The organism is Pseudoalteromonas sp. SR44-2 (assembly GCF_014163745.1).
In the GTDB taxonomy this organism is placed as follows: Bacteria; Pseudomonadota; Gammaproteobacteria; order Enterobacterales; family Alteromonadaceae; genus Pseudoalteromonas; species Pseudoalteromonas distincta.
The window spans coordinates 1-25259 of sequence record NZ_JACJDW010000007.1 but is presented as its reverse complement, the minus strand read 5'-3'; the positions used below and the strand labels follow the sequence as shown (position 1 = coordinate 25259).

Annotated in this window: 25 protein-coding genes; 10 read left to right on the top strand and 15 right to left on the bottom strand. The window is 39.1% G+C overall.

The features are described 5' to 3' along the window. Nucleotides 1-2: 2 nt before the first annotated feature. The 13 genes from cyoA to H5115_RS05920 all read right to left on the bottom strand — a co-directional run bounded on the left by cyoA (nt 3) and on the right by H5115_RS05920 (nt 13051). A complete protein-coding gene (cyoA, locus tag H5115_RS05980) occupies nt 3-962 on the bottom strand; it encodes a ubiquinol oxidase subunit II (protein ID WP_039486806.1) in 960 nt (319 codons plus the stop codon). A gap of 318 nt (nt 963-1280) precedes the next feature. Then, on the bottom strand, nt 1281-1700 hold the full coding sequence (locus H5115_RS05975) for a hypothetical protein (protein ID WP_182754382.1): 420 nt from the start codon (nt 1698-1700) through the stop codon (nt 1281-1283). Nucleotides 1701-2880: 1180 nt separating this feature from the next. Further along, the gene (gene nqrM / locus H5115_RS05970; protein ID WP_007376137.1) at nt 2881-3093 is read right to left on the bottom strand and encodes a (Na+)-NQR maturation NqrM; all 213 of its coding nucleotides are present in this window, start codon (nt 3091-3093) and stop codon (nt 2881-2883) included. Nucleotides 3094-3194: 101 nt separating this feature from the next. After that, entirely contained in the window at nt 3195-4226 is a 1032-nt protein-coding gene (locus H5115_RS05965; protein ID WP_182754201.1) for an FAD:protein FMN transferase, read from the bottom strand. A gap of 109 nt (nt 4227-4335) precedes the next feature. Next, complete coding sequence (gene nqrF / locus H5115_RS05960) at nt 4336-5565, bottom strand: NADH:ubiquinone reductase (Na(+)-transporting) subunit F (protein ID WP_002958895.1); 1230 nt, start codon at nt 5563-5565, stop codon at nt 4336-4338. An 18-nt stretch (nt 5566-5583) separates the two neighbouring features. Beyond that, nucleotides 5584-6192 carry an NADH:ubiquinone reductase (Na(+)-transporting) subunit E gene (nqrE, locus tag H5115_RS05955; RefSeq protein ID WP_002958896.1) on the bottom strand — a complete coding sequence of 203 codons (609 nt, stop codon included), beginning with the start codon at nt 6190-6192 and terminating at the stop codon, nt 5584-5586. 10 nt (nt 6193-6202) lie between these two features. Beyond that, a complete protein-coding gene (locus tag H5115_RS05950; protein ID WP_002958897.1) occupies nt 6203-6835 on the bottom strand; it encodes an NADH:ubiquinone reductase (Na(+)-transporting) subunit D in 633 nt (210 codons plus the stop codon). After that, a complete protein-coding gene (locus H5115_RS05945) occupies nt 6835-7587 on the bottom strand; it encodes a Na(+)-translocating NADH-quinone reductase subunit C (RefSeq protein WP_002958898.1) in 753 nt (250 codons plus the stop codon). The genes H5115_RS05950 and H5115_RS05945 overlap by 1 nt, the downstream gene beginning before the upstream one ends. After that, on the bottom strand, nt 7580-8782 hold the full coding sequence (locus H5115_RS05940) for an NADH:ubiquinone reductase (Na(+)-transporting) subunit B (protein WP_002958899.1): 1203 nt from the start codon (nt 8780-8782) through the stop codon (nt 7580-7582). Before H5115_RS05940 ends, H5115_RS05945 begins: the two co-directional genes overlap by 8 nt. A 4-nt stretch (nt 8783-8786) precedes the next feature. Next, nucleotides 8787-10130, bottom strand: a complete 1344-nt coding sequence (locus tag H5115_RS05935; RefSeq protein WP_024596562.1) for a Na(+)-translocating NADH-quinone reductase subunit A — start codon at nt 10128-10130, stop codon at nt 8787-8789. A gap of 629 nt (nt 10131-10759) precedes the next feature. Further along, the gene (gene fabV / locus H5115_RS05930) at nt 10760-11953 is read right to left on the bottom strand and encodes an enoyl-ACP reductase FabV (RefSeq protein ID WP_182754198.1); all 1194 of its coding nucleotides are present in this window, start codon (nt 11951-11953) and stop codon (nt 10760-10762) included. Between the two features lie 113 nt (nt 11954-12066). Beyond that, nucleotides 12067-12378, bottom strand: a complete 312-nt coding sequence (locus H5115_RS05925) for a BolA family transcriptional regulator (protein WP_024596564.1) — start codon at nt 12376-12378, stop codon at nt 12067-12069. 61 nt (nt 12379-12439) lie between these two features. Then, nucleotides 12440-13051 (bottom strand): alpha-ketoglutarate-dependent dioxygenase AlkB, encoded by a 612-nt coding sequence (locus H5115_RS05920; protein WP_182754195.1) that lies wholly within the window; start codon nt 13049-13051, stop codon nt 12440-12442. 42 nt (nt 13052-13093) lie between these two features. Between H5115_RS05920 and H5115_RS05915 the strand changes: the two genes are divergently transcribed. The 4 genes from H5115_RS05915 to H5115_RS05900 are packed head-to-tail and all read left to right on the top strand — an operon-like array spanning nt 13094 to nt 16849. Further along, nucleotides 13094-14236, top strand: a complete 1143-nt coding sequence (locus tag H5115_RS05915; RefSeq protein WP_024604970.1) for a methyltransferase — start codon at nt 13094-13096, stop codon at nt 14234-14236. After that, nucleotides 14237-14797 (top strand): YajG family lipoprotein, encoded by a 561-nt coding sequence (locus H5115_RS05910; RefSeq protein ID WP_182754192.1) that lies wholly within the window; start codon nt 14237-14239, stop codon nt 14795-14797. Between the two features lie 2 nt (nt 14798-14799). Next, entirely contained in the window at nt 14800-15420 is a 621-nt protein-coding gene (locus H5115_RS05905; RefSeq protein ID WP_002958906.1) for a peptidylprolyl isomerase, read from the top strand. A gap of 49 nt (nt 15421-15469) precedes the next feature. After that, a complete protein-coding gene (locus H5115_RS05900; RefSeq protein ID WP_182754189.1) occupies nt 15470-16849 on the top strand; it encodes an AmpG family muropeptide MFS transporter in 1380 nt (459 codons plus the stop codon). A gap of 70 nt (nt 16850-16919) precedes the next feature. On the opposite strand, the gene H5115_RS05895 is transcribed toward H5115_RS05900, so the two are convergent. Next, nucleotides 16920-17159: a helix-turn-helix domain-containing protein gene (locus tag H5115_RS05895; RefSeq protein WP_002958908.1), complete on the bottom strand. Its 240-nt coding sequence runs from the start codon at nt 17157-17159 to the stop codon at nt 16920-16922. 446 nt (nt 17160-17605) lie between these two features. On the opposite strand from H5115_RS05895, the gene H5115_RS05890 reads away from it, so the two are divergent. Next, a complete protein-coding gene (locus tag H5115_RS05890; protein WP_024596569.1) occupies nt 17606-17794 on the top strand; it encodes a hypothetical protein in 189 nt (62 codons plus the stop codon). Between the two features lie 49 nt (nt 17795-17843). Here the strand turns inward: H5115_RS05890 and erpA are convergent, their stop codons facing one another. Next, a complete protein-coding gene (erpA, locus tag H5115_RS05885; protein ID WP_002958911.1) occupies nt 17844-18182 on the bottom strand; it encodes an iron-sulfur cluster insertion protein ErpA in 339 nt (112 codons plus the stop codon). Nucleotides 18183-18503: 321 nt separating this feature from the next. Between erpA and H5115_RS05880 the strand changes: the two genes are divergently transcribed. The 5 genes from H5115_RS05880 to H5115_RS05860 all read left to right on the top strand — a co-directional run bounded on the left by H5115_RS05880 (nt 18504) and on the right by H5115_RS05860 (nt 25102). Then, nucleotides 18504-20186, top strand: coding sequence for a chloride channel protein (locus tag H5115_RS05880; RefSeq protein ID WP_002958912.1), 1683 nt, complete (start codon nt 18504-18506; stop codon nt 20184-20186). Between the two features lie 15 nt (nt 20187-20201). Beyond that, nucleotides 20202-20636, top strand: coding sequence for a CopD family protein (locus H5115_RS05875; RefSeq protein WP_002958913.1), 435 nt, complete (start codon nt 20202-20204; stop codon nt 20634-20636). 114 nt (nt 20637-20750) lie between these two features. Beyond that, complete coding sequence (locus tag H5115_RS05870; protein ID WP_002958914.1) at nt 20751-21767, top strand: aspartate carbamoyltransferase; 1017 nt, start codon at nt 20751-20753, stop codon at nt 21765-21767. Nucleotides 21768-21800: 33 nt separating this feature from the next. After that, nucleotides 21801-23081 (top strand): glutamate-1-semialdehyde 2,1-aminomutase, encoded by a 1281-nt coding sequence (gene hemL, locus H5115_RS05865; protein ID WP_182754186.1) that lies wholly within the window; start codon nt 21801-21803, stop codon nt 23079-23081. A 179-nt stretch (nt 23082-23260) separates the two neighbouring features. Further along, nucleotides 23261-25102 carry a methyl-accepting chemotaxis protein gene (locus H5115_RS05860; RefSeq protein WP_182754184.1) on the top strand — a complete coding sequence of 614 codons (1842 nt, stop codon included), beginning with the start codon at nt 23261-23263 and terminating at the stop codon, nt 25100-25102. Nucleotides 25103-25259 lie beyond the last annotated feature (157 nt).

The window sequence follows — 25259 nt, the reverse complement described above, 5'->3', positions numbered from 1 at the left end:
TATTATTCCTCGCCTTGGCTGTGAGATGAAGGCATTGAGTGCTCGCTCATTTCATGATGCTTTTTACTCATTTGCCCATGTTCGCCCATTGCATGGTGTTTTTTGTTCATATCGCCATGCGCCTGCATATACTTCATAACAATGGTATGAAATAAGCCGTCATCAACTTTTCCGTAATATGCTACTGGGTTATTTTCACTTGCTTTTGCAAGCTCAACATAATTTGCATGAGTCAGGTTATTAGCGCTTGAATTCGCTTTCACATCACTCACCCACTTATCAAAGTCTGCTTGAGTAGGTGTAGCAATGGCATTAAATTTCATGCCAGTGAAACCTGCGCCGCTGTAATTTGCTGAAAAGCCTTTAAACGTACCTGGCTCATTTGCAATTAAGTGAAGCTTGGTTTCCATCCCAGCCATTGAGTATATTTGACTACCCAATTGCGGAATAAAAAATGAATTCATTGTGCTCTCTGAGGTGATTTTATATTCAACAGGTACATTTGCTGGGAACACTAATTCATTAACCGTAGCAATACCTTGCTCAGGATATATAAATAGCCATTTCCAGTTTAATGAAACCACTTCAACAGTAAGGTGTTCACCTTTACCTTCAATGGGTTTATAGGGGTCTAAGTCTTGGGTAGACTGCCAGGTAATAACACCTAAAATGATTACAATAACAATAGGAACAGCCCAAACAACGGCTTCAATTTTATTTGAATGAGCCCATTTTGGAGCATAAATTTCTTGGTTTTGAGTGTCTCTATATTTCCAAGCGAAATACAAAGTCATCACAATAACGGGAACGACTACAAGCAACATAAGCACGGTTGCGATGATGATTAAATTTTTCTCATCAATGCCTATCTGCCCTTTTGGATCGAGTATCCCGCCTTTACAGCCTGACAACGCCAGCACTGTACTAGCTAAAGCAATATTACAGAGGTTACGAATTAACAAGGGAGTATCCTACAAACCTAGAGTTTCAATTTGCTGCTTAAAATAAAAACCAAAGCAACGATTTTTCAATAAAAACCCAAGTTAACTAGAATTAAATTATAAAAATAAGGGGGCTATTCAAAACCTAAAGCTCATGCCATTAATGACCTAGCAACAAACCCAGCTTTCTAAACGCATTTATATAACGTAATAAAAATTAACTTGGGTGAGTGGTGGTTGGCTGAAATGTGTTTAAAAAACACGGAGCTACTTTGTTTTAGCTAACCTTAATTATTTACAGCAAGAACAAATAATTAAAACCAGCAACAAGATGCAGCGTTACAGGCAACCTGTAAAGCTAGGTGGAGCACGACAACCATGTGAAGAGATCACAGGCTGAAGAACTTTAGCCTCGCTAAAAACAAAGGCTGCTTTACGGAGGATTATGCCAGCACGACGTGCTGGACAAATATGGAACAATAACCAACAAAGGCCAATAAGTAACTGACTTGATATGATCGGATGAGCTAAAAATTGCGCAAGGTTAAGTAACAGTGGCTCTACAATAAACCCATCACTTAATAGCGCTTCAAGCTTGAAGGCATCCTCTAGTGCACCGCTTAGCAACATTACAGTATTAAACACTAATAAAGTTATAGCTACACACACGCCCTTGCCTGCTTTATTCAAGCGTTCACACGTCTGCGGCTCGCCAGAGGCAAGTTCCGTAGCTGTATGATGCAAAGAAAGTGTGTTCAAAGACATTAACCTACTAAAATGACTATAACAAAATTAGAGTAATACAGTTTGCAATGGAAAAATTTAAAAAACATTGCTGTTGTAAACCTTAAAACCAGGTGCTAAATACAATCAAATCGAGCTAGCACATATTTACCTAGCGAAAATTGATCCGTATCAACCAAACTTTCAAAACTTACTGAAAGTTCGAACGTGAGTATAACAAAGAGAATTTTCTGTTCAACTAAAAATCAATTAATTTGAGTTAAGCTTTCGAAGCTATTTTGTTAATAAAAAATAACACGATAAAAAACATTCGGTTAGCTAAAATAAAAAACGATTTAAAGAGAAATATTTAATAGGATTATAGGTTTTTAGGAGGGAGTAATAATTGTATGGCACAAATAAAAACAGCCCAAATTCAGTCACCACCGAACTTGAGCCGCCTTTCACACTGACAACATCTTCACACACAATATAAAGATTTTTGGTTTACACTGCATGGCAATTGTAGGGAATAAAAACAACTCAAGCTAAGTCACCACCGAACTTGAGTTGCCTTTCACACTGACAACATCTTCACACACAATATAAAGATTTTTGGTTTACATTACGTGGCAATTGTAGGGAAATAAAAACAACTCAAATGCAGTCACCACCGAATTTGAGTTGCCTTTCACACTGACAACATCTTCACACACAATATAAAGATTCTTGGTATACATTACGTGGCATTGTAGGGAAATAAAAACAACTCAAATGCAGTCACCACCGAATTTGAGTTGCCTTTCACACTGACAACATCTTCACACACAATATAAAGATTCTTGGTTTACATTACGTGGCAATTGTAGGGAAATAAAAACAACTCAAACTCGTTCTTTATGGAAGTGAATCCACCGAACTTGAGTTGCCTTTCACACTGACAACATCTTCACACACAATATAAAGATTCTTTTAAGCGAGGCTAACTTATGCCTCAAGCTTATGACAAAAGCCTTGCTCTTTGTCTATGGTTAAACTTTAGAGTGTTAGCTCCAATTTGACAAACGAGAAAAATAAACCTAATAGGTGAAAAAAACTAAACTATATACCTTTGTCTAATACATTTAGATTGGATTACTTTGGAAGCTATGATACGAAGGCGTTTTACAGGTACAAAAAAAGCGCTATAAAGCGCTTTTTAATATTTAAGACAGGCTTAAATAATTTGGTTTTCTTTCCAGGCTTGCTCTTTTGCTAAACGGTTTTTGCGTTTATCACATGGATCATCGCAATCACAGGCTTTATCAATACCTACCGAACCTAAACCACCACAGCTGCTTGCCATAGATTTTTTTTGCACGATCATACCAACGGCCATAGCCGAAACTATCAAAATTAGTAAGCCAAAAGTAAGAAGAAAAAGTGACATTGCTTAGCCCCTATTGATCAGCAATAAATTAAACTCAAATATTTTTGAGCGATTGCTATTATATACCCAAATAACACGGAAATAAACAAGTCAGCACCATACTATAAATAAGGCTTAAATGCTGGGCTTGAGTAGGTAACTAAACCCTCTTTTGATTTACCTATTAAATAAACCGGTAAATCATGTTGTTCAGCATAAGCTTGCGCTTTTTGCATCCCCATTACAGTAAGTGCCGTCGCTAAACCATCTGCCGTCATAGCGCTTGGATGAAGCACAGTTACCGACACTAAGTCGTGCTTAATAGGCATACCTGTTGCTGGATCAATTAAGTGGGTATAGATCTCGCCATCCATTTTATAAAAAATACGGTAATCACCCGATGTCGCTATACCACTTGTACCTGGCGATAAAACACGGTGTACCTTACGCTCTCCAGGTTGCGCATCTGGTTGCTCAATCGCAATTTTCCAATCCTGATTATTTGGCTTTTCACCCGCTATACGCAGCTCACCACCAATCTCAACCATGTAATTAGTAATGTCGTGGCTTTCTAATAACTGGGCAACTTTATCAATACCATAGCCCTTAGCTGTTGCCGAAAAAGAAAGCTCCAGTCCATTAACTGTTTTAGCTAGTCCTTGCTCATTTAAGATAAGTTTATCAATGCCTATTTTTTCAACCATACTTGCAAGCTCTTCATCACTTGGGCGATTAGTTGGTTTTTTATCAGGCCCAAAACCCCATAAATCAATTAAAGGCCCCATTGTTACGTCGAGTGTTTTAGTCGATTCACCTAAGCGAATAGACTCGCTTATAACAACCCTAAAATCTTCGCTAATTGGCATGACTTGATTTGCAGGTAATCTGTTAAATGTATTTATTTCAGAGTCTTCTATGTAAGTAGACATAGATTGGTTCACATCTTTTAAAACAGCGTCTATTTGCAGCTGTAGTTGTGAAGCCGATAGCTGGGCTTGCTCATCATAATATTTAATATGATAAGTGGTACCCATAGTCTTACCTTCTAAAAAGGTTTCTTTTAACTCTGGCTTTTCATCACACCCAGACAATAATAAAGTCAGTGTAATTAGTAAAAAGGCCATTATGCCCTGTGAAGTACTTACTCGATTCATGACAGCTCTACTTAATAGATTGATAAAATTAAAGAATAAAAAAAGCCTCGTAACACAAGTGCTACAAGGCTGGTATTTTAACCAAAACTAAACTGTTTTGGTATTAGTGTTAGCCACCGAAGTCATCTAATAAGATATTTTCGTCTTCAACACCTAAATCTTTAAGCATAGTAATAACTGCCGCATTCATCATTGGAGGACCACACATGTAGTACTCACAATCTTCAGGCGCTTCGTGATCTTTAAGATAGTTCTCAAATAACACGTTATGGATAAAGCCAGTATAGCCTTCCCAGTTATCTTCAGGCTGTGGATCTGAAAGTGCTGTATGCCATACGAAGTTAGGATTTTCAGCGGCTAGGCCGTCAAAATCTTCTACGTAGAACATTTCACGCTCAGAACGTGCACCATACCAAAAGCTCATCTTACGTTTAGAGTTCAAACGTTTAAGTTGGTCAAAGATATGAGAACGCATTGGCGCCATACCAGCGCCACCACCAACAAATACCATTTCTGCGTCAGTGTCTTTAGCAAAGAACTCACCAAATGGACCCGAAATAGTTACCTTGTCGCCTTCTTTAAGTGACCAAATGTACGAAGACATTTTACCACATGGCAAGCTAAGGTTTCTTGGAGGTGGAGCAGCAATACGCACGTTAAGCATAATGATGCCTTCTTCCTCTGGGTAGTTAGCCATTGAGTAAGCACGAATTGTTTCTTCGTCTACTTTTGACTCCAGATCGAAGAAACCAAAATGGTTCCAGTCGCCACGATACTCTTCAGGAACATCGAAATCTGCATATTTAACATGGTGAGGTGGAGCTTCGATTTGGATGTAACCACCCGCACGAAACGGCACTGACTCGCCATCTGGAATTTGCAGCTTAAGTTCTTTGATGAACGTTGCTTTGTTATCATTAGAGATAACTTCACAATCCCACTTCTTAACACCGAAAATTGACTCTTCAAGTTCAATTTCCATGTCATTTTTAACATTTACCTGACACGCTAAACGACAGCCTTCACGGGCTTCACCTTTAGATATGTGATCAAGCTCAGTTGGCAGAATATCACCACCACCTTCTTTAATGTGTACACGACACTGACCACAAGAGCCACCGCCACCACAAGCAGATGATACAAATATACCTGACTCAGATAGTGCGCCTAAAAGCTTACTACCTGCTGATGTTTTAATGGCTTTATCTGGGTCGCCATTAATGCCGATGATAATATCGCCACTTGCAACTAACTGAGATTTAGCACCAATGATGACTAAAACCAGTAGTACAACGATAGCGATAAAAACACCAACGCCTAAGAAAATCTGATAATCCATGATTTATCCTCGCTACCTTTACAGTGAAATACCAGAGAATGACATAAAGCCAAGTCCCATTAAACCAACAGTGATGAAGGTAATACCTAAACCACGTAAGCCGTCAGGTACGTCTGAGTATTTCAGTTTCTCACGGATACCTGCAAGTAATGTAATTGCAAGTGCCCAACCAACACCAGCGCCAATACCATAAACAACAGACTCGCCGAAGTTATAGTTACGCTCAACCATGAATGATACCGCACCAAATATTGCACAGTTAACTGTGATAAGTGGTAAGAAGATACCTAACGCGTTGTATAGTGCAGGGAAAAACTTATCTAATGCCATTTCAAGAATTTGCACAAGTGCTGCAATAACACCAATGAAAGTTAAGAAACGTAAAAAGCTAAGATCTGCATCTGGGTAACCTAACCAAGTTAGTGAACCAGGTGCAAGTACCGCATGATAAACCAAGTTGTTTACAGGTACAGAAATACCCAATACAACTATAACCGCTATGCCTAGACCAATTGATGTAGTAACTTTTTTAGATACCGCTAAAAAAGTACACATGCCTAAGAAGAATGACAACGCTAAGTTCTCAATAAAAACGGCTTTTACAAATAAACTAATATAATGTTCCACTATTTGCCCCTTACGCTTTAGCTTCTACTTGGTCTTTCTTATAAGTACGCAGTACCCATATGAATAAACCAATGATGAAGAATGCACTCGGTGGTAAGATCAATAGACCCATAGGCTGATACCAACCGCCATCTTGTACTAATGGGATAATATCAACACCGAATAGTGAACCCTTACCAAATAGCTCACGAATGAAACCAACAGTAAGTAGTACTACAGAGTAACCTAAGCCGTTACCAATACCGTCAAGGAATGACATAAGTGGTGGCGACTTCATCGCGTATGCTTCAGCACGACCCATTACGATACAGTTAGTAATGATTAGACCAACGAATACAGAAAGCTCTTTTGCAGTAGCATAAGAAAATGCCTGTAATACTTGGTCAACAACGATTACCAATGATGCGATAATGGTCATTTGTACGATGATACGTACAGATGATGGGATCTGGTTACGAATAAGCGAGATAAAGAAGCTCGAAAACGCAGTTACAAGTGTCAATGCAATTGACATGATTAACGCATTTTTTAAGCTAGACGTTACCGCTAGCGCAGAACAAATACCAAGTACTTGTAGTGCGATTGGGTTGTTAGCTAAAACCGGACCAAATAGGACCGCCTTCATTTCTTTAGTATCAGCCATTATTTCAATGCTCCTTTACGTACTTTCGCAAGGAAAGGGCCAAAGCCATTTTCGCCAGTCCAAAAGTCAACTGCATGATCAACACCGTTAGACGTTAATGTAGCACCTGAAAGACCATCGATCTTATGCTCATCATTGCCCGCAGTACCTTTAACAATTTGAATTGGAAGTTCTTTACCTTCCCATGTAGCAGTCCACTGTGGATTTTGGATTTCGCCACCAAGACCTGGGGTTTCATTATGCTTGTAAAAGATAATGCCCTTAACTGTTTCACCATCGCTTTCAAGCGAGATAAAACCGTACATTAAGCCCCATAAGCCGTAGCCTTGGATAGGAAGAATGATTGCATCAACTGAGCCATCTTCTTTTTTAGAGATATACACCGGTGACTCTTTAGTCACACGTTGAATACCAGCAATATCTTTAACGCCTTTCTCTTGAAGAGAAACACTTAGCGCTGCATCATATTTGCTTTTTTCAAAGTCAAAGATTGTTGGGTCTGTATCTACAAACTCACCTGTAGTCATGTTTACAACGCGCGCTTCGATTTTTGCATCAAATGTTTCAAGAACATTTTCAACTTTGTCGATGCCCGCAGCAGCTAAGATATTGCTTTGAATATCTTTGTTTTTATTAGCTTGCTGTAAAGGACGAAGCTGTACAGAAGCAAACGATACAATGATTGCACACACTAAACATAGTGCTACAACAACTGATAACGTTTTGCCGATTGATTCGTTATTACTAGACATTACGTGCCAACCTCCGCTTAATATTAGCCTGCACTACAAAGTGATCGAACAGTGGAGCGAACAAGTTAGCAAATAAGATTGCTAGCATCATGCCTTCTGGGAAAGCAGGATTCACAACACGTATCATAACCACCATAAAGCCAATTAATAGACCATATGCTAATTTACCTTTGTCAGTAAATGCAGCTGATACAGGGTCAGTAGCCATAAAGAACATACCAAACGCAAAGCCACCAAGTACGAAATGCCAATACCAAGGCATTGCAAATACAGGATTAGTTTCTGAGCCAACAGCATTTAATAAAAATGCAGTTGCTACCATACCTAGGAATACACCTAGTACGATGCGCCAAGAAGCGATACGAACGTAAATTAAGAACAAACCACCTACTAATAATGCAAGTGTAGATGTTTCACCTACAGAACCTTGAATGAAACCATAAAACGCATTCCACCATAATTCCATGTTTGCAAAGTCAAGTGTGCCAGCAAATGCTTGGCCTAGCATAGTTGCACCAGAGAAAGAATCTACTGCTGTCCATACTGTGTCACCTGAGATTTGAGCTGGGTATGCAAAGAATAAAAATGCACGACCGGCTAAAGCAGGGTTTAAGAAGTTACGGCCAGTACCACCAAAGATTTCTTTAGCGATTACTACACCAAACGTAATACCTAACGCAACTTGCCATAAAGGAATAGTTGCTGGCAAAATAAGTGCGAATAATACAGAAGTAACGAAGAAACCTTCGTTAATTTCATGCTTACGCACTGAAGCAAATATAACTTCCCAGAAACCACCTACTGCAAATGTTACAGCGTAGATAGGTAAGAAGAAACATGCTCCATAGAACATCTTAGCGCCCCAGCCTGCATCAGCGGTTAACTCACCACCGAATAACTGGAACAAACCAACTTGCCACGTGTTTGCTAGTTCAAAACCTTGTGCTAAAGCACCAGCGGCCTGATGACCGATATTGAACATACCAAAAAACATAGCTGGGAACGTCGCCATCCACACTAAAATCATCATACGTTTTAGGTCGATGTTATCGCGTACGTGTGTCGCGCCTTTATTTACGTAGCCTGGTGTATAAAAAATAGTTGCAGCTGCTTCATACAGTGCATAAAACTTTTCATATTTACCACCGGCTTCAAAATTCGGCTCGATATCTTCTAGATATTTTTTTAAACCCATCTCTCTAGCCTTCCTTCTCGATCGTAGTTAAGCAATCGCGTAGGATAGAACCATACTCGTATTTGCCTGGACAAACGAAGGTACATAACGCTAAATCTTCTTCATCAAGTTCAAGCGCGCCCAATGAAATTGCACTGTCTAAATCACGTGCAATTAAGTCACGTAATAATAAAGTAGGCAAAATATCTAACGGCATTACGCGCTCGTAGCTACCAATTGGTACCATGGCACGTTTTGAACCACCTGTTGACGTTGTCATTTTAAATAAACGACTTGGTGCAAGGTGAGAAAGGAATGTACGCGTTACAGAGAATTTATCACTACCTGGTGCAATCCAGCCAAACAATTCTTTTTCGCGACCTTCAAGCAAAACAGATACTTGAACGTGGTAACGACCTAAGAATGCATGAACACCGTTTGAAATAGAACCCGATAGAACAGAACCAGAAATAACGCGGTTATCTCCGTCTTCTAACTCACCAGCCACTAAATCATCCAATGAAGCACCTAATTGTGTTTTCACTAAACGTGGGTTTTTAACGCGAGGACCTGCAAGCGAAATAACACGATTTGTGTAAATTTCACCAGTAAGGAATAAGTGACCATACGCAATAACGTCTTGGTAACCAATATGCCAAACTTGTTTGCTAACAGAAACTGCATCAAGATGATGGATATGAGTGCCAACGAGGCCAGCCGGATGCACACCACCAAACTCATGTACTTCTACTTGAGCTATAGATGAGCTAGGAACTTGGCTGCCTGCTTTTTTACACACAAATACTTTGCCATCAGTCAAACGCGAAACAACGGCAAGACCCGCTTCAAATGCTTGCGCATTTTCTGCAATAATTACTGCAGGATCTGCAGCTAATGGGTTTGTGTCGATTGCGGTCACAAAAATAGAACTAGGATTTGCATCCACAGCCGCTACTTTGCTGAATGGGCGAACACGAAGTGCTGTCCACTGACCAGACTGGATAAGTACTTCTTTGGCTTTTTCGCGCTCTAAGCTCGGAAGCTCGTCTGCTTTGAAAGAGTCAAAGGTGATTTGCTCACTGCCTGCTACTTCAATAACAACAGATTGCAGCACACGTTTAGCACCACGATTTATTTCTTTTACTGTACCAGAAGCTGGAGCAGTAAATAGGACGCCTGGGTTCTTTTTATCTTCAAAAAGTACCTGGCCTTTTTTGACTTGGTCATCCACACGAACATGCATGGTTGGACGCATACCGATAAACTCTTCGCCAAGCACAGCTACACGTTTGACAGCAGAACCGTCATGTATAACTTGCTGTGGCGCGCCCTCTAAGGGTAAATCCAGACCTTTTTTTATGTTGATCATACGCACTTGCATTACATTAAAGGAAAGAAACTGAAAAATCGTATCAACCACGTCGCCATTTGAGTTATTCCAAGTTATATCAAGGTACAAAAGAGTAGCTTGCTGGAGATATCAAACAAGCAACGTAGTAAAACTCATCACATATTGTCGAGATTTTAACATCATTTTAGATGACTATGCGAGTGTATTTATGAAAATTATACGACAGAAACACTTATTTAGTTTTGTTAAGTGAATTAAATAAAAATCAAGCTAGACCAAAGTGGTAGCCTAAGCAATTATCATTCCTAATTTCATCGTAAATTCAACAAATCGCATAATACAAAAAAAGCCGCGATTGCGGCTTTTTATAACTAGGGCCTGTTGACCTTTCAGGATTAAAATTTGTTCAATCTAGGGGCTATTTAATCGCGGCGTGAGGTTTGTAACCTAGTGGGCTAAGTAAAAACCGAGCAACAAAGAGTAAATAGCCCCTAGGCAGAACCCTTTGGGCAGCGCATGTTTGGCATTTATTCCACGTTATCGCCCATTTATGGGGAATAACCACACTACATAGGCTCTGCCTTGCCTAAATACCAAACAGACTGCTGCAAATTTAACCTCGAAAGATAAACAGGCCCTAAGTTCTGTTAATCAATCATATTGGCAATTGGCTTAACTGAATCTACATCTTGATCGTAGTCAACACTATCTATACCAAAACCAAATAAGCGTAAAAACTCATTATGGTAACCAACATAATCTGTTAGCTCATCAATGCTGCTCGTATCTACTTTATCCCAAACAGCTTGCACGCGAGCTTGCACGTCGTCTTCTAGCTCTTTATAGTTTTGGAATAAATGTCCACCATCGTCAAAGCGAGGTGATTCACCATACAAGTTTTCACTAAATAATGCGTGAATTTGCTCAATAGTGCCTTCGTATGTGCCATCTGCTTTCATAACTTTAAATAAAGCAGAGATATATAACGGCATAATAGGAATAGCAGAACTTGCTTGCGTTACCACAGCATTAAGTGATGAAACATATGCCTCACCATTTAAATCTTTTGTTGATTCTTTAATAGCAGCGGTTGCACGGTCTAGATCTTCTTTAGCCTTACCAATAGTAGCGTGTCCGTATATTGGCCATGTTAGCTCTTTACCAATATAAGTGTACGCAGTCGTTTTAAAGTTATCGGCTAATACATCCGCTTCTTTTAATGCGTCAATCCACATTTCCCAATCTTCACCGCCCATTACTTTAATGGTGTTGTCGATATCGTCTTGGTTTGCAGCTTCAACAGTAATTTCATCAATTTCACGCTTTGATGTATTTAAGTTTTTAGTAGTAACGGCATTTCCAATTGGCTTAAGCGTAGATGAGTAAACTTCGCCCGTATTTGGGTCTGTACGACGAGGAGACGCTAAGCTGTAAATAATACAATCTACTTTGCCCAAATCTGCTTTAATAGTGTCGATTGCTTTTTGTTTAATTTCGTTAGAAAACGCATCGCCATTAATATTTTTAGACCAAAGGCCTGCCTCGTCTGCTGCATCTTGAAAAGCAGCGGTATTGTACCAACCAGCAGAACCTATTTTGCGATCTGTACCTTCTTTTTCAAAGAAAATACCTAATGTTTTAGCACCACCACCAAACGCAGCTGTAATGCGCGAAGCCAAGCCGTAGCCTGTTGATGCGCCAATAACTAATACATTTTTTGGTGCATTTTTTAATGCGCCTTGTTGTTTTACATAGTTAATTTGTTCTTGAACATGCTCTGCACAACCAGCTGGATGTGCGTTTGTGCAGATAAATCCACGAATTTTAGGCTTAATGACCATTGATCATCCTATATCTTTTACAATAAAAATTAGCGCTAGTTTAAAGGCTAATACTAAAAACACTGATCTGATCAGTTAACCACAAGTGTAACAATCAAATCGCTATTAATTATTTAAGCTAATTTAGAGCCGCCCATACAATTAGGTGAATCAGGTGCCTCGCCGCCCTGCTCTGTATACTCATCGGGTGTATATGTATGAATTGCGAGTGCATGAATATGATTTGCTAATTCATCTTTTAGAATTTCATTAATTTCACGATGGCGCTGCAATAAACGTTTACCTGTAAAACCTTCGCTAACCACTATTACTTTAAAGTGTGATTCAGTGCCCGCACTGTGCATATGGCTTTCGTTAATTACGTTTAAATGTTTACACGCAATAGCGTTGCTTATTTTTTCTTGGATCTGTTGCTGCATTGACATAAAAGACCGTTTTAATTAGCTAATTTATACACTTACTATAACAATTTAACGCAGCGCTTGGCTAACTAAATTGCTTTTGTTTAATGTGCTTAATAAATCGGTAAGTTAAACTTATTCGAGGATGTGCAAGCGTTGTTTGTTTAGGTATTGCATGTTGATAATCTCGCTGGCTATGTCCATTCATTATTAAACAGCTGCCACTTTGTAATTTTAAGTCGGTTACTTTATTGCTCGCCTTGTGCTTTAACTTTAGAACCCGATCAGCTCCTAGCGAGACACACACAATTGTTGGTTTATCACCAAGCTCTATTTCATCATCACTGTGCCAGCCCATCGTATCATTACCATCTCGGTAATAATTAACGAGTAATGAGTTTAGAGGCTGATTTAAGTACGCCTCTAAACGCCTTCTCATATTAAGTAACAATTCATCCCATGGCTCTACTATTTGCTTACTACTTGAATAGCCGTATTCAATATTTAAATCGCTCATGAAGCATTGTAGCCGTGGAATAGGCCCCGTTTTACCATAAACAGTTACATCGGGTTGCTGCCAACGTAGGTTTTTTTGCAAATAATAAAATAGATCGAGGCTTTTTTGTGCACTAAGTGCCCTACTTTGATAAGAAAAGCCATTTGGTAACTGTTGGGGGTTGGCGTTTTGCCGTTGCATGTTAGAATTTACCTACATTAGATTACTGATCAACGAACCATTATGACGACGCAAGCCCAGCTAGGCGATAAAACCTTTACTCTTGAACGCTTTCCTTTGGATCAAAAAAACCGCAGCTTACAAGCGTGGGATTCGGCAGATGAGTACCTTATCAATTATGTTAACGAACATCACCCTGATTGTCGCTCATTGCTTATTTTAAACGATAGCTTTGGCGCACTTGCTTGTTATTTTAATAAGTTAACGGTTTGTTCAGTTAATGATTCTTATATTAGCCACCAAGCTGCGGCTTATAACTTACAAGAAAACAAATTGCCTACAGCAGATTTTACACAATTAGATAGTTTGTCTGCATTACCGCAGGATGTTGATTTAGTACTTATTAAAATCCCTCGTAATGTAGGTTTTTTACAGTTTCAGTTAAGTGAACTCAGTGAAGTCCTTGCTCCTGGTACGCCAGTAATTGCCGCAGGTAAAACAAAAGAAATTCACAACTCAACAATAAAATCATTTGAGCAATTTATTGGTGAAACAAAAACTAGCCTAGCAGTTAAAAAATCCCGTCTTATATTAAGTACAGCTAAAGGCGGATATAAAGCAGCAGATTTCCCTGTAACGTGGGAGCTTGAAGGTACTGAGTTTAATATAACAAATCATGCAAATGTGTTTTCGCGTGATTCGTTAGATATTGGTGCACGCTTCTTTTTTAACTACTTACCAGAAACACCAAAAGCTAAAAGCATTATTGATTTAGGCTGTGGTAACGGAGTTGTTGGATTAATGACGCTTGCTCGTTGCCCTAATGCATCAGTTACCTTTGTTGATGAGTCTTACATGGCAGTAGAGTCGGCTCGGTTAAATGTAGAAATTAACCTAGGCGATAAGTTTGATAACTGCGAGTTCATCGAAAACGACTGTTTAACAGGCTTTGAAAGAGACAGTGTAGATATGGTGCTTTGTAACCCTCCATTTCACCAAGCTCAGGCCGTTACCGACCATATTGCTTGGCAAATGTTTAAACAAGCAAAAGATACTTTAAAAGAAGGCGGTGAGCTGCGTATTATTGGTAATCGTCATTTAGATTATCATGATAAATTAAACCGTATGTTCGGCAACTGTAAGTTGTTAGGTTCAAACAAAAAGTTTGTCGTTTTAAGTGCAACAAAAAATAGTGGAATGCTATAAATGAAAATAACAAACATTATAATTGGGTGTTGTGTATTACTGATACTTGGTGGCTGCGCGAATCAGCCTAGCCAAGTAATACTTAACCCTGTTTATAAAAATGGTCAAATAAGCACTATAAATAGTAGCTTAAGTACTAGTGTAATTGATTTACGTGGCGATACATCAACACTTAAACTTATTGAGTCAGACAAAACTAAAACCTTTGCAAGCCAAGGTATTACCAGCTCTATTAAAAGTGTGTTAGACAGCGCCCTAAGCCGCAATGGAGCCAGTATTTCTAACTTAGCAACGGTTCGCTTTGAAGTAGATATTCATGCATTGCAAGCTGTTGTAACCGAAAGGCTAGTGAGCCATACCAGCGAAGCCCACATAGAACTTGGCGTGCGTGTTATTCGCGCCTCAAGTAACTTTAGTAAAGTGTATAGAGGCAGTGCTAATTTAGAAGGCCCATTTAGTCATGAGCAAGCAAAAATAGAAGGTCAGCTCAATAAGTTGACTGAGCAAGTTATTACCCGCATTGTATCTGACCCTGAATTAATAGAATTTTTAGAAGGTTAACTATGAAACGACTTTTTTTAATCTGCTTAGGCCTATTCTTTAGTGTAAGTAGCTTAGCAGCCCAAGAAGGCCGCTTTGTGCAAAAGGACAACATTTTTCCACGCGTAGAAATTGTAACGTCAATGGGTAGCATCGTGGTTGAGCTGGATCGCTCTAAAGCGCCAATCACAGTCAATAATTTTTTAACTTACGTGTCAGACAAAAGTTATCAAGGCAGCGTTTTTCACCGTATTGAGCGCGATGTAGAAAATGATCGCGACTTTGTTATTCAAGGTGGCGGTTACGATAAAGACTATGATGGCCTACATGAAAATGACCCTATTTTTAATGAAAGCGGTAACGGTTTAAAAAACGATATGTATAGCATTGCTATGGCCTATCAAGATAGACAACCGCACTCAGGAACTCGCCAATTCTTTTTTAATATGGATAATAACGATCACTTAAATCCAGGGAAAGATTGGGGCTTTGCAGTATTTGGTAGCGTAATGGATGGTTACGACACGCTTGATAAAATTATGACTGTTGAAACCGGTTTTAATGAAAAAATTGGCTACGATTTCGTACCTAAAAAACCTGTTGTCATCTTAAACATTAAAGTGCTTGAACAAGTCCCACTATAATTTTTTAAGAGCAGCTTAGCTGCTCTGCATCAAAGCCAATGAAGGCCCTATGAGCAAATCTCTCTCTATTAGCGAATATTTTTCTTACTTTAAAGACAAACGCTTAATCCACATTTTCATATTTGGTATGAGTAGCGGTTTTCCGTGGGTTTTAATTGGCTCTGTTATGTCTGCTTGGCTAAAAGATGAAGGGCTAAGTCGCAGTATGATAGGCCTATTTGGCATTGTATTTGGCGCTTACAGCATAAACTTTTTGTGGTCGCCACTCATTGACCGTACAAAACTTCCTATTTTATATAAATGGCTAGGCCAACGTCGCAGTTGGATACTATTTTGCCAAAGTTTTATTTTTATTGGCACCTTGCTATTAGCAGGGCTTGATTTAAAAGCTAATTTAGCAATTGTTGCTGCGATTTGTTTATTAATCGCCATTGCTTCGGCTACTCAAGACATTGCTATTGATGCCTTTAGAATAGACACCCTAAGCGAAAGCGAATCACACAAAGCAACCGCTGCAGCCGCCATGGCAACTTCGGGTTGGTGGACAGGTTATGCACTTTTAGGCGCCATTCCATTTTACATGGCCGATATCCCCTCGCTCGACTGGCCACAAATTTATTACTTTTTAGCTGCCGTAATGCTGCTGTTAATGAGTGGAGCACTGTTTGCAAAAGAGCCCGAAACTAACCGCGAAGCAGTACATGCTGAACTTGAGCGTGTGTACCTTGAAAAACTGTCCTCTACAAAACAAACTCCTTTAACAAAAGCTGTTGCGTGGCTTGCGGTAACCGTTATTGATCCCTTTAGAGCTTTTTTTACTAAAAATGGCGTTAAAACAGCACTCGCATTACTTGCGTTTATTTTCTTATTTAAAATAGGCGAAGCGTTTTTAGGGCGCATGTCGATTGTGTTTTATAAAGAAATTGGTTTTAGTAATAGCGATATAGCTACATTTTCGAAGGTAGGTACAGCGGTACTTACAATCATATTTACCTTTGTTGGCAGTTTATTTAATCAAAAATATGGCATTGTTAAGGGTTTATTTGTAAGTGGTATTGCAATGGCTGCTTCAAACTTAGCCTTCTCGTGGATTGCTTTAGTTGGCCCTGACCTAAGGCTGTATGCCTTTGCTATTGTTATTGATGGCTTTACGCAAGCGTGGTCGTTGGTCGCTATGGTGGCCTTTATATCGATGTTATGCGATAGAGCATTTAGTGCAACGCACTATGCATTACTGGCGTCATTAGGGAATTTAGGACGAACATTGCTTTCAAGCTACAGTGGTGTAGTAATTGATGATTGGTTAATGGGAAATTGGTCGCTGTTCTTTATTTTAACAGCCTTAATGGTTTTACCTTCGTTGATATTTTTATATCTGATTAGGCATAAGTTGTATGAGCTTGAGAAGAATTACCACAAAAATATTTAATGCATCCCTGCATTAACATATTGCTTAGCACTATCAAGTGCCCCTTAGAGTGTACTAAGCAATTATTGAGTTAATCTACTTTTAGCAAGCTAAGTGCTTCATGTGGATCAACTTCTAGAGCTGTACAATAGCGAACAAACTCAATGACATCTAAACGGCGTTCTTGATTTTCAATCTTGCCGATAAATGAATGAGGCGTTCCAAGCACTTGTGCTAGGCTTCGCATTGTATGACCCTTTTCATGGCGCTTAGTTTTAAGCCACTTTGTTAGCTTTGCATTTTCTTCAGAAGAAACTGTTTTGCCCATCATTTTACATCTCCTACTAGATGATTTGACGTACCCATTAAAGCAGTAGTTTCCATCAATAGCCGTAGGCTGGTAAGCAGTCATACTTTCAATAGCAAGCTATTGCTTAATAAAGCATGTGTTGCTACTCACTCCACCAACACAGCTAAAAACTACGCTAATAATATGGTAAAGATTTGTTTTTATTGAGAATGAAATTTTGCCCGTCTCATTCTTGGATACATTATATACTATTAACACTTTGGTTAAATAATTAATTACATACTCGGTACAAAATCAACCTGAACGAACATTTATAAACACTGAATATTTGACCTAAGTTATCAGAAAATATTAAAAAAATAATATTACCTTCATAAAACAGCTTAAAAATATTTATAACATATTTGTTCCTTTTTAATGTTACACGTTTATTATTAAGCAATAATTTGCACTAAAAAGGCCAAGTAATGTTCAGACTTCTTTTTTTATTACCTATCGTGTTGTGTTTAGGTTGGTACTTTTTTTTGCGCCACAACGGCGTACCAATTAAACAAGGTAAAAAAGGCTTTATGTATATTTTAGCGTTTTCAGCCTTTGTGCTCGGCTTTTTTGTATTGATAATGCAAATTACCGAATACGCACCAACCGATTTGTAGGCATTAAAAAAGCCGCAAAAGCGGCTTTATTCTATTTAGCGTTTGGCTGTTAAACGCTAAAGCTTGCACCACAACCACAAGTTGTTGTTGCATTTGGATTAGATACAAAAAAGCGTGCGCCTTCTAATCCTTCAGTGTAATCAACCTCACCATCAACCAAATATTGAATGCTCATTGGATCAATAACGAGTGTTACACCATTTTTTACAATTTCTAAATCGCCAGGATTCGCTTTTTCATCAAAAGTAAAACCATATTGAAAACCAGAACAACCACCGCCTGTTACATAAACACGCAGTTTTAAGTCTGGGTTTTCTTCTTCGTCGATTAACTGTTTAACACGAACAGCAGCTGCATCGCTGAACTTAATTGGTAATTCTTCAGACATTTTAAAACCCTCAATATCGCAATGGCGTGATTATCTAATACCCGAGTGTTTTAATCAAGTATAGTAAAACAACTCTTTCCTCTAAGTTATATCTATAAATTAGTAAAAAAGTGGCCAAACATTAACTAGCTAAAATAATACTTAAGCAAACTAAAAGCGACCTTTATACGCTATAAACTCATTAAATATTTTAGTTATAGGCAATAGGTCTTAATCTTCACTGCAAATTGTTAATATAAGTTACGAAAATTTCAAAATCACAAGGACTTAGCTAAACTCTTTTGCTAAAATGCTGCTGAAAAATACAGCGAGGAATTATGCATGTGGCTTGAGCAACTCAGGCGTCGGCTGGCAAAACCTAAAACATCTGTACAATTATGCTTATTAGGCGTAGTTGCCGGATTAATTGCTGCATTTTTTATTATTTTATTTCGCTTAACCATTCTGTTTTTCCAAAGCTTATTTTTAGAAACACCTGACGACTTTACTACCCTACCAACACTTGAACGTGTACTAATGCCTTTAGTTGCTGCATTACTAATAGCCACGTTTGCTGCCTTTACTGGGTTTAAACATTACCGCTTGGGTATCCCCTTCGTTATACACAGAATTAAACGTCACTACGGGCAAATGCCTTTATACAATACGGTTAATCAGTTTGTTGGTGGCGCACTTGCTCTCATTAGCGGTTTTTCAGTTGGCCGAGAAGGGCCTTCCGTGCATATGGGCGCAACGGGGGCGAGTATTTTGGCAGATAAGCTGCATTTACCGCATAATGCCATGCGTACTCTAAGTGGTTGTGGAGTAGCGGCAGGCATAGCCGCGTCGTTTAATACTCCACTTGCAGCCGTTATTTTTGTAATGGAAGTGGTACTTCGTGAATATAAAGTACATATATTTGTACCTATCATGCTTGCCGCTGTTACTGGCGCACTGGCAACACAGTTTGTTTTTGGTGAAGGTTCAGAGCTTGCACTCATTACCATAGCGCCATTGAGTGGTTGGCATTACCCTTATTTAATATTATGCGGCATGGCGCTGGGTGCTATTGCATTTAGCTTTAATCAAAACTTAATGCTAATTATTAAAACATTTAAACCTTTAAGTATGTTCCCTCGTTTATTAATTGCAGGATGCATTGCCAGCTTAATAGCTTACGCAGTGCCTCATGCTATGGGCTCTGGTATGAGCGCAATAACTATCGCGGTTGAATCTCCTGATGACGTAAAGCTGCTTACTACCATTTTAATCGCTAAACTACTTGCTACATTGTTTGCTATCGGTTTGGGTATACCAGGTGGTTTAATTGGTCCGGTAATTGGACTTGGCGTATTAATTGGTACTCTAATGGCCTTTTTTGCTCAGTTTATTAGTCCTGGCACTGATATAGCGGGTACTTATGGCGTGTTAGGTATGGCCGGATTAATGGCCGCCACGTTGCATGCGCCACTAGCTGCTTTAACAACGGTCATGGAGCTTACATCGTCACCTGAAATAATTGTTCCAGCTATGCTTGTGATCACCACGGCCTATGTAACAGCATTACAGTTTTTTGGAAATCGCTCCATATTTTTGCAGCAACTAGATTTTCAAGGATTACCGTACCATGTATCTCCCGCTACCGAAGCATTACAAAAAGTGGGGATAATGGATGATATGGATGAAGACTTTAAATTGCTTTATTCTGACGACAAAGTGCAAATAAAAAGCACATTAGATGCCATGGATAGCCAAACTCCGTTAATTGTTTTTGACGAAGAAAATGGCTATCGTCTCGCTGAATACGATTTAACGCTAATGTCTAATGAAACAATAAATATAAATTATATTAGCTTGCAGGGCATCAGTAGTCAGGCCACCCTAGCCGATGCTTTCGATATCCTAAAAGATAAAAGAAGTGGCGCGCTTTACGTTTATAACCTTTTAGATAATCAACAAATTATGGGGCTATTACGCTGGGATCAAATTCATCATATTTTAACCATTCGTAACAGCTTACTTTAAACAATAAGGACTATTATGAGCGCATTATTGATTTATAAAACACTCCACATATTTTTTATGATTGCGTGGTTTGCCGGTATTTTTTACTTGCCTCGATTATTTGTATATCACGCTATGAGCGAGGAAAGATCATGCAACTCTATGTTAAAAGTTATGGAGCGCAGACTACTTTATTTCGTTACCCCATTTGCTGTATTAACCGCCGTATTTGGTGTATTGACCATTGTTGAATATGGTCGTGATTGGTTTAGATACAGTATGTGGTTGCACTATAAACTAGTGCTTGTGATCATATTATATATATACCACGGCTACTGTTTTAAGTTATTAAATGACTTTAAACATGACCGCAACACTAAGACAGACCGCTTTTACCGTATTTTTAATGAGCTCCCAGTTATTGCATTGCTCATCATAGTGGCGCTTGCGGTAATAAAACCTAATTTATAAGCTTTGCGGCGCATGTTAAACTTCGCTGCAATTTACAATACTTGCTTTAACACGCGCGATTGCGTGCTCCATTTATGGATTATCGCGCCCATTTGATTGATTAGGAATAACCCCATGTTAAGTTTCCAAGGTGAGCATATACTGTCTGTAAATCAGCTAGACAGAGACTGCATTGAACGTATTTTTGCAGTAGCAAAAAAAATGGAGCCTTATGCTAAAAAGCAAAAGCAAACTACGGTGCTAGAAGGCGCTATTTTAGCTAATTTGTTTTTTGAACCAAGCACTCGTACACGAGTTAGCTTTGGCACCGCCTTTAACTTACTTGGCGGTGGCGTACGTGAAACTACAGGTATGCAAAGTTCAGCCCTTGCTAAAGGTGAGTCTCTTTACGATACCGCCCGCGTTATTTCAGCTTATGCTGACGCTGTTGCTATGCGCCATCCTGATGCAGGCTCAGTTAGTGAATTTGCTGACGGCTGTACTGTGCCAGTTATTAATGGCGGCGACGGCCCAAATGAGCACCCTACTCAAGCATTGCTTGACTTATTAACCATTGAGCGTGAATTACATCGTTTTGGTCAAAATATTGATGGTATGCATATAGCGCTTGTGGGCGATTTAAAGTATGGCCGCACAGTGCATTCTTTATCTAAACTATTGTGCCATTATAAAAATGTAAAGTTTTCGATGGTCGCGCCTGACGGCTTACAAATGCCAACAAGCATTTTAGATGCAGTAGAAAATGCTGGCCATAAAATTGAGCTAGTAAACAAGATGGAAGGCAATTTAGCAGCCGATATTGTTTACCAAACACGTATTCAAGAAGAGCGTTTTCCATCGCAAGAAGAAGCAAATAAATACCGTGGCGGCTTTAGGATTAGCCAATCTATTTACAGCGCTCACTGTAAGCCTAACTCTGTATTAATGCATCCTCTTCCACGTGACAGTCGCTTAGAAGCCAACGAGCTTGATAACGACTTAAACAGTAACGACAATTTAGCAATATTTCGCCAGGTACAAAACGGCGTATTAATTCGTATGGCACTGTTTGCTTTAACACTCGGCGTAGAAAACAAAGTCGATAAGTATGAAGTAGACGTACCTTGGTTTAGCCGCAAACGCGACAGCTAACCCCCTTTTAAGTGACAATTTATAGGATTTTTCATGACAATTAGCCAAGACTTATTTGAACGCGCCCAAGCTTCTATTCCTGGTGGCGTAAACTCACCAGTTCGTGCTTTTAATGGTGTAGGCGGCACGCCACTATTCATTACAAAAGCAGAAGGCGCGTTTACATTTGATGCCGACGGTAATCGTTACATTGATTATGTTGGCTCTTGGGGGCCTATGATCATGGGCCATAATCACCCTGCAATTAAACAAGCTGTACACGAAGCTGTAGAAAATGGCCTTAGCTATGGCGCACCAACTGAAGCCGAAATATTAATGGCTGAAAAAGTAAAAGAGCTAGTTCCATCAATCGAAAAAGTACGCATGGTTAGCTCAGGCACTGAAGCAACAATGAGTGCAATTCGTTTAGCACGTGGCTTTACCGGTCGCGATAAAATATTAAAATTTGAAGGTTGTTACCACGGTCACGCTGACTCGTTATTAGTTAAGGCAGGCTCTGGTGCGCTAACAATGGGTGTGCCTAATTCTCCAGGTATTCCTGAAGACTTTGCTAAGCATACACTTACAGTTTCGTTTAATAACCTAGATGAAGTAAAAGCTATTTTTGCAAAATACGCAGACGAAATTGCCTGTATTATTGTAGAGCCAGTAGCCGGTAACATGAACTGTATTCCACCAGTGCCTGGCTTTTTAGAAGGTTTGCGTGATGTGTGTGACGAATATAAATCAGTACTTATTTTTGATGAAGTAATGACAGGCTTTCGTGTTGCACTTGGCGGTGCACAAGCTTATTACAACATTAAACCAGATCTTACGTGTTTAGGTAAAGTAATTGGCGGCGGCATGCCAGTTGGCGCGTTTGGTGGTAAAACTGAAATAATGGATTACATTGCGCCTGTAGGACCAGTTTACCAAGCAGGTACTCTTTCTGGTAACCCTATTGCAATGGCTGCAGGTTTAAAATCACTTGAGCTATTAAGTGAGCCTGGCCTTCACGATAAGTTAGAAGCTATTTCAAAAGCAATTTGTGAAGGCTTTGAAGCTGCTGCTAAAAAAGCCGGTGTTGCGCTAACAACTAACTATGCGGGCGGCATGTATGGATTCTTTTTTACTGATGCTGAAAAAGTAACGACATACAAGCAAGCAACTGAGTGTGACCTAGAGCGCTTCAAACGTTTTTTCCACCTTATGCTTGAAGAAGGCGTTTACCTTGCCCCATCAGCATTTGAGGCTGGTTTTGTATGTGCAGCGCATACTGAGCAAGAAGTAAAAAACACAATAGCGGCAGCGGAACGCTCGTTTGCTAAACTTTAAGCTAAAAATTACTATTTATACATTTGTAACCACTTGTTTTTAAGTATGTAATTAAGACTAAAGATTGAAAAAAGCCCGAAAGGGCTTTTTTTATTTGTAATGTACTATTAATGAATGATAATTAAGCATAACAAGGTCTATTCACCTTTACTCTATTACAAAAAATACAAGAGAGCCTTATGTCAGGATTACGCCAATTTTCTTTTCCCGCTATCCAGCTAATGGCAAACTTAAAATACAAAACTAAAATCAGCTTAATGTTTGGAATTTTACTCGTTCCTCTAGCACTTAGTTTGTTTTTTTTAGTCTCGTTATTAAGTGAAAGTATTACTGTTTCAAAAATGCAGCAGCAAGGCTTAAAAGGCTACAGAGCTATACTTTCAAATCAAATGCAGGGAGATACGAATCAAAATATAAAAATAGCTCGCTCACTCGGCTTTGATATAAAAGACACACAAGCAAATGAAGTACTTGAACTTGTTTCTATTCAATCAAATCTAGCCTTAGACAGTCAATTAGCAAGCGCTTATGTAAACCGCTCTTTAGTCACGCCAATTCCTGCACTTATAATGCAAATAAACTCAACAGCGCAAAGCGCTAATACTGTTTTAGCTAGTAACCGTTTTACGCCTGATACGTTTATAGCACTTTCAAATTTTAGTAAGTCACTTCCTTTATACGAAAAACAACTCGATAAAATACTCAATGTAGCCACCAATGCAGATAAAGTAGTAAACAAAGCGCTCATGCCTCCTTTAACTAATTTACACAGTGCTGTGGGAGCATTTAAAAAAGCGATAGATGAAAAACTACTTGAACCAGACGATATTCTATTAACTCAAGCAGAGTTCACTAAGCTAACAAACAACGTTCACAGTAGTATTAATCAACTTGTTAGTAAGAGCATTCCAACACTTGAGAGCCTTATAGAGGCAAAACTGCAAACTCAACAGTGGACACGAAATCTTGTTTTAGCTGCTTCATTGATCAGTTTGCTATTTGCATTTTATTTGATGATTGGTTTTTATTTTGCAGTTGTTGATACCATTAATCGCTTTGCTGATGCCGCGAATAGAGCCGCGAATGGCGACTTAAATGCCACTATCGATTCGAGCACTAATGATGAAATGGGAATTATTGCATCGCGCTACAATGCATTACTTAATGCATTTTCACATTTGTTATTTGATGTTAAAGCAAGTACAGAAGAGCTATGCGGCGCAACTAAATCGCTATCACATGCGAGTAGCGAAACAAGCAATGATGTTTCAAAACAGCAAATTCGAGTCAATGCCATTTATAATGCACTAAGCGATATGGCTCAAAACGCACTTGCAGTTGAAGAGTCAGCGCATCAAGCTACGCTTACCGCACAAAATGCTGCAGCTCATGTGAAACAAGGTTCAGATAATACAATGGAGCTTGCTAAATATATGCAAGACCTCCAAATTGAATTTGCAGAGAGCCAACAAGCGCTCGATAAACTAGCACAAGATAGCCAAGAAATTAGCAAAGTAAGTAAAGGGATCAGTGAAATAGCCGATCAAACAAACTTACTTGCACTTAATGCCGCTATTGAAGCCGCGCGAGCCGGCGAGCATGGTCGTGGATTTGCCGTTGTAGCCGATGAGGTAAGAACACTTGCTCAGCGTACACAAACACAAACACAAGAAATTCACCAAATTATTAGCTCCTTACAACAAGCATCTGACGACACTCAGCAAAAAATGCGCTCAAGTGTTGAAAAAATGGAGCGATCAGTAAAAGCAGCCAATCAAACCAATGAAGTATTGCAAAGTGCAGAGCATAGTATGGGCGATATTAAACACCAGGGTGAAGTAATCGCAGAGCGTGTTAAACAGCAATCAAATGCAACAACACAGGCATTAAATGATTCGCAAGAAGTGAGTAATTTAGCAGATCAAACGCTAACATCAGCTCAATCAACGCTACAAGATGCACAGCAATTAAGTCGCTTATCTAATGATTTAACCAAATCAATGCAGTTTTTTAAATCATAAGCGTTAACTACAACTCACAACAAAGCCGCTAAATAAGCTGTCTCTTATACACAAATCCCTGCTAAGAAATTAGCGGGGATTTTTTTGAACTAAATCTCAATTTCATGATCAGATCTTCAAATCTTGTTTGAGGGCACATTATGATTAACGAACATAC